This window comes from Flavobacterium sp. (genome assembly GCF_039916025.1).
Lineage (GTDB): Bacteria > Bacteroidota > Bacteroidia > Flavobacteriales > Flavobacteriaceae > Flavobacterium.
In genome coordinates, this window is record NZ_JBDSMB010000076.1 from 1 (window position 1) to 4,842 (window position 4,842).

Sequence of the window (4,842 nt, forward strand, 5' to 3'; positions counted from 1 at the left end):
CGTCGTTACTAAAGCACGCCACTTTATCGTGGATCCTTGACCAACGAGTTAGCTCAAAACTTGTCTTTTCGAGTTTATGCATTCACCTAATGTAGGCTTTTTTTATATATAAACACAAACAAAAAAATGGAAACTATACTAATTATAATTGCGCTTATAGCGGGCGTTGCCGGAGGTTTTGGAATTGCAAAATTCCTTGAAAAAAGTAACATCTCCAACATGGTTAAAAATGCTAAAAAAGAGGCTGCATCAATTTTAAAAGACGCGAATCTTGAAGGTGAAAACATAAAGAAAGACAAGTTATTACAAGCAAAAGAAAAGTTTTTAGAATTAAAGTCAGAGCATGAGCAGGAGATTTTAAATAAAGACAAAAGAATTGCTGAAATAGAAAAAAGAACGCGTGATAAAGAATCGCAGGTTTCAAGCGAATTAGCAAAAGCTAAAAAAGTAAACGACGATTACGAAGCAAAAACAACCGAATACACTTCAAAAATTGAGTTGTTAGACAAGAAACAACAAGAGCTTGAAAAGCTTCATAAAAGTCAGGTACAACAGCTTGAGGTTATCTCTGGTCTATCGGCCGAAGATGCTAAAGAGCAATTGGTAGAAAGCCTGAAAGCGGAAGCCAAAACCAAAGCCATGTCTCATATTCAGGATACGATTGAAGAAGCGAAATTAACAGCACAACAGGAGGCTAAAAAAGTCATCATCAACACTATTCAACGTGTTGGAACTGAAGAAGCTGTTGAGAATTGCGTTTCTGTTTTCAATATTGAATCAGATGATGTTAAAGGAAGAATCATCGGTCGTGAAGGAAGAAATATCCGTGCGCTTGAAGCAGCAACCGGAGTTGAAATCATTGTTGACGACACACCTGAAGCTATCATACTTTCTTGTTTTGATCCTGTCAGAAGAGAAATTGCCCGTCTTTCATTGCACAAATTAGTAACTGACGGTAGAATTCACCCCGCAAGAATTGAAGAAGTTGTAGCTAAAACAACGAAACAAATAGATGACGAAATCATCGAAGTTGGTAAACGTACGGTAATCGATTTAGGAATTCATGGTTTGCATCCTGAGTTAATTAAAGTTGTGGGAAGAATGAAATACCGCTCATCTTACGGACAAAATTTATTACAGCACTCACGCGAAGTTTCTAAGCTTTGTGGAATCATGGCTGCCGAATTGGGCTTGAATGTTAAACTAGCGAAACGTGCCGGTTTACTTCACGATATTGGAAAAGTGCCTGATGCAGAAAGTGATTTGCCACACGCATTATTAGGAATGCAATGGGCTGAAAAGTTTGGTGAGAAAGAAGAAGTTTGCAACGCGATTGGAGCGCATCACGATGAGATTGAAATGAAATACTTAATCTCTCCTATCATACAGGTTTGTGATGCCATTTCAGGCGCAAGACCAGGCGCAAGACGTCAGGTTTTAGATTCTTATATACAAAGATTAAAAGACCTGGAAAACATCGCATTTGGATTTAACGGAGTGAAAAATGCTTATGCTATTCAGGCCGGACGTGAACTTCGTGTAATCGTTGAAAGTGAAAAAGTAAGCGATGAAAATGCGGCAAGCCTTTCTTTTGAGATTTCGCAAAAAATCCAAACAGAAATGACTTATCCTGGTCAGGTTAAAATTACCGTAATCCGCGAAACCAGAGCAGTGAATATTGCAAAGTAAAAAATTACAATCATAAAAAAAGGCGGTTTCGTTATGTAAACGAGATCGCCTTTTTTATTATGAGAATATGCTTTTTATCGAGTCGCTGGTCATTGGTTTTACAAAATAGCTTCCAATTATATCTTTATAGCTTTCCGCTTTTTCTATATCGATTTTATTATCGGAAGAACTTATGATATGAATTACAACATCGTGTGAAATCTTATCTTTAAGTTCAATGAATTCCTCTAAAAATTGCCATCCATCCAATACAGGCATGTTGATATCCAATAAAATTAAATCGGGAAGCATTTCACCAGTCGTGACTTTTCCTTTTAAATCATTTATGGCATCAAAACCATTTTCAAAAAAGACTTGTTCAACATCAATATTACTACTTTCTAACAGTTTCTTGATGATAAAGTGATGTATCTTATCATCGTCAACGACAAAGACGTATTTAAACTTCATTTAAAACAGATTTGGGATTTGTTTTATTTATTTTTTGGTTAAAACAAAAATAGAAAATTAATCCCCAAACTACGTTTTTCTTGGGTGAAATTTATTGATGATTTGTGTTAAATGTTTTCTGTCTAAATGGACATAAATTTCTGTAGTAGTAATAGATTCGTGCCCTAGCATCATTTGAATAGAACGCAAATCGGCTCCATTTTCAAGTAAATGTGTTGCAAATGAATGTCTTAAAGTGTGTGGACTAATTGTTTTTGACAGGTTGATTTTGACTGCTAATTCCTTTACAATTGTAAAAATCATAGCACGTGTAAGTTGCTTTCCTCTTCGGTTTAAAAACAAAGTATCTTCATGTCCTTTGATAATATCGAGATGATTTCTGACATTGTTTTTATAGAATTCAATATATTTTTGTGTCGATTTGGCAATGGGAACAAATCGTTGCTTATTTCCTTTTCCTGTAATCTTTATAAAGCCTTCATCAAAAAACAAATCCGAAATCTTTAAAGTAATAATTTCAGAAACACGAAGTCCACAACCATATAAAGTTTCTAAAATTGCTCTATTTCTTTCTCCTTCGGGTTTCGATAAATCTATGGCTGAAATCAAATTGTCAATATCTTCCAGCGAAAGCATATCGGGAAGCTTTCTGCCAATTTTTGGCCCTTCAATCAACTCCATTGGATTATCGGTACGATAATCTTCAAAAATAAGATAGGAGAAAAAACTTTTTAAACCCGAAATAATCCTGGCTTGTGAGCGCGCATTGACTTCTTTTGAAACGGTATATATAAACTGCTGAATAGTTTCCTCACTTATTTTTTCCGGAGAAATTGTTATTTCATTTTCGAGTAAAAACTTAGACAATCGCTCTAAATCAAAGGAATAATTTTCAACGGTGTTTTTTGATAAACCGCGTTCAATTTTTAGATAGGATTGAAAATTTTTGATATAACTGTTCCAGTTCATAGGACAAAGAAACGAAATGTATGGTTATAAAAAAACCTCTCCATCGGAGAGGTCTTTATAAGTATTTTGACAAAGATTAGAATCTGTAACCTAAACCGATTTGGAATGATGTAGTAGTAATCTTTGCATCACCAAAAGCGACAGCATCATCATTAAGATCCGACAAACCAAGATTATATCTTGCATCGAACATTAAACCTGAAGACATTTCGTAAGCAGCACCAAGACCTAAACCAAAATCCATAGATTTAAGTGAATCTTTAATAGCACCTCCACCAGCAACAAATGCAAATTCCGGTCCAGCCTGTAAATTGAAACCTTCACCGACAAAGAACTTAGCCATAACTGGAATTCTAATGAAATCTAAGTTAGTTTCATCATTGTCAGCACCTTCCATAGAGTACAATAATTCTGGTTGCACGTGGAATTTTTCACTGATATGAAAATCCACCAAACCACCAACATAGAAGTTTGAAGCAGCATCTGTTTCCGCATCACCTGCATAGTTTGTGTTTTGATATCCGGCTTTTACACCGAATACAATTTCTTTAGTAGTAACACTTTCTTTTTTGTCTTGTGCATTAGCAAATGTCAAAGCGAATACTGCCAATACTGTTAATGTAATTTTCTTCATGTTTTTTGTTTTTTAAAATTAGTAAGGCAAATATAGCATAATATATTAGAACCATAAATACGGCATTTGTCGTATAAAAAAACCGCGCCAATGGCGCGGTTTAAATCTGTATGTTCTAAACTAATTACAGTTTGTATAACAAACCGAAAGAGATAGTAGATAAATCAACTCCTAAATTGAATCCAGTAGTTTTTTCAGCTCCGTCTCCACCGTTATCGTTAGAAGAGTAACCGAATCCACCCCACTCAGCAGTTAAAGCCCAGTCGTTAGAAACGAAATAGTTTAAACCTAGAGGAATGTTAACTCCGATTTCTTTTGTAGTAACATCAGCATTGTCATACTTAGTTGACATGTAAGATAAGTTACCTCCAATAGAAAGAGAGAATTTACTTGCTGGAGTCCAGAAGTATTTAACACCTGCAGCGATACCAAAACCTGAAGTTTTGTCCTCAGAAATACCGTTGTCAACTTTAGTTGATTCATAAGTTAACTGTCCTTCAATAGCAAGGTTGTCAGCTATAAAATAACCTAAACCTGGAGATAAAGTAAATCCGTCATTTTTAAGATCACCAGTTTTTGAGCTAGAAAATCCAGCAGTACCTGTTAAGTACAAATCTCCGTTAGAGAAACCTTCACCAGTACTTTCTTTCTTGTCTTGTGCATTAGCAAACGTCAAAGCGAATACTGCAGCTACTGTTAAAATAATTTTTTTCATGTTTGTTTAATTTTAAAATTAATATGAACAAATTTAGAAGTATTACATCCCAACAAGCACAAGTGGTCATTACAGTTTTCAACAATTTTATTAACAATTTATTCTTTTAAACAGTTAATAATCATGATTTTAATTGGTTATCAACATTTTTATACGGTTTTTAAAACTGGAAATAAGCGCAATAAATAAGGCAAAAAAGCATTTTTTTCCTGTTAATTTTTCAAAAAAATGTATTTGATTACTGTTTTATTATTCCGAAGATTATTTACTTTTACTAAAAACAATAGTTGATTATGAAAATCATTATTATAAATGGCCCAAACCTAAATTTATTGGGCAAACGCGAACCCGAAGTGTATGGCAGCATAAACTTTTCTGATTACTT

The 4,842-nt window shown here is 34.3% G+C and carries 6 protein-coding genes; 2 read left to right on the forward strand and 4 right to left on the reverse strand.

Translation table 11 applies throughout. The features are described 5' to 3' along the window. Positions 1 to 126 precede the first annotated feature (126 nt). On the forward strand, positions 127 to 1,689 hold the full coding sequence (gene rny, locus ABIQ27_RS04710; protein WP_348032511.1) for a ribonuclease Y: 1,563 nt from the start codon (positions 127 to 129) through the stop codon (positions 1,687 to 1,689). A gap of 57 nt (positions 1,690 to 1,746) precedes the next feature. Here the strand turns inward: rny and ABIQ27_RS04715 are convergent, their stop codons facing one another. The 4 genes from ABIQ27_RS04715 to ABIQ27_RS04730 form a co-directional block, all read right to left on the reverse strand. Then, on the reverse strand, positions 1,747 to 2,139 hold the full coding sequence (locus ABIQ27_RS04715; protein ID WP_348032513.1) for a response regulator: 393 nt from the start codon (positions 2,137 to 2,139) through the stop codon (positions 1,747 to 1,749). 69 nt (positions 2,140 to 2,208) lie between these two features. After that, complete coding sequence (xerD, locus tag ABIQ27_RS04720) at positions 2,209 to 3,108, reverse strand: site-specific tyrosine recombinase XerD (RefSeq protein ID WP_348032515.1); 900 nt, start codon at positions 3,106 to 3,108, stop codon at positions 2,209 to 2,211. Positions 3,109 to 3,184: 76 nt separating this feature from the next. After that, positions 3,185 to 3,742, reverse strand: coding sequence for a porin family protein (locus ABIQ27_RS04725; RefSeq protein WP_348032517.1), 558 nt, complete (start codon positions 3,740 to 3,742; stop codon positions 3,185 to 3,187). 124 nt (positions 3,743 to 3,866) lie between these two features. Continuing rightward, positions 3,867 to 4,457 carry a porin family protein gene (locus tag ABIQ27_RS04730; RefSeq protein ID WP_348032519.1) on the reverse strand — a complete coding sequence of 197 codons (591 nt, stop codon included), beginning with the start codon at positions 4,455 to 4,457 and terminating at the stop codon, positions 3,867 to 3,869. A 293-nt stretch (positions 4,458 to 4,750) separates the two neighbouring features. Between ABIQ27_RS04730 and ABIQ27_RS04735 the strand changes: the two genes are divergently transcribed. Continuing rightward, a partial coding sequence (locus ABIQ27_RS04735) for a type II 3-dehydroquinate dehydratase (protein WP_348032521.1) occupies positions 4,751 to 4,842 on the forward strand: 92 nt, incomplete at its 3' end.